Below are 243 nucleotides of genomic sequence, written 5' to 3'. Positions count from 1 at the left end.
GCGCGGATGGGTCGCGACGAGCTCATGGCGGTGGAACACCTGCACGACCGTGTCGGTCGCCTTCAGCCACAGCTGCTTGCCAACGAGCGTGAACGGCACCGAATACAGTGCCTTCTTGTAGACGACGTGCCCGTCGGTATGGACCTTGACCTCGCACCATACGGCCAGCACTGGCGGCACATCGGGCAGTCTGGCGAGCAGTGGCTTCTCGATGGCGAAACGTGCAAGCGGCTGCTCGCGCGT

General features: G+C 64.2%; 1 protein-coding gene. It reads right to left on the bottom strand.

Annotated features, from left to right (window positions below; genetic code table 11):
- A partial coding sequence (locus ACLFKU_RS44970) for a Mu transposase domain-containing protein (RefSeq protein ID WP_410853541.1) occupies window positions 1-243 on the bottom strand: 243 nt, incomplete at both ends.

The sequence above is a fragment of the Paraburkholderia sp. EG304 genome, assembly GCF_046543485.1.
Taxonomy (GTDB): domain Bacteria; phylum Pseudomonadota; class Gammaproteobacteria; order Burkholderiales; family Burkholderiaceae; genus Paraburkholderia; species Paraburkholderia youngii.
This window is presented reverse-complemented; position numbering and strand designations above follow the sequence as displayed.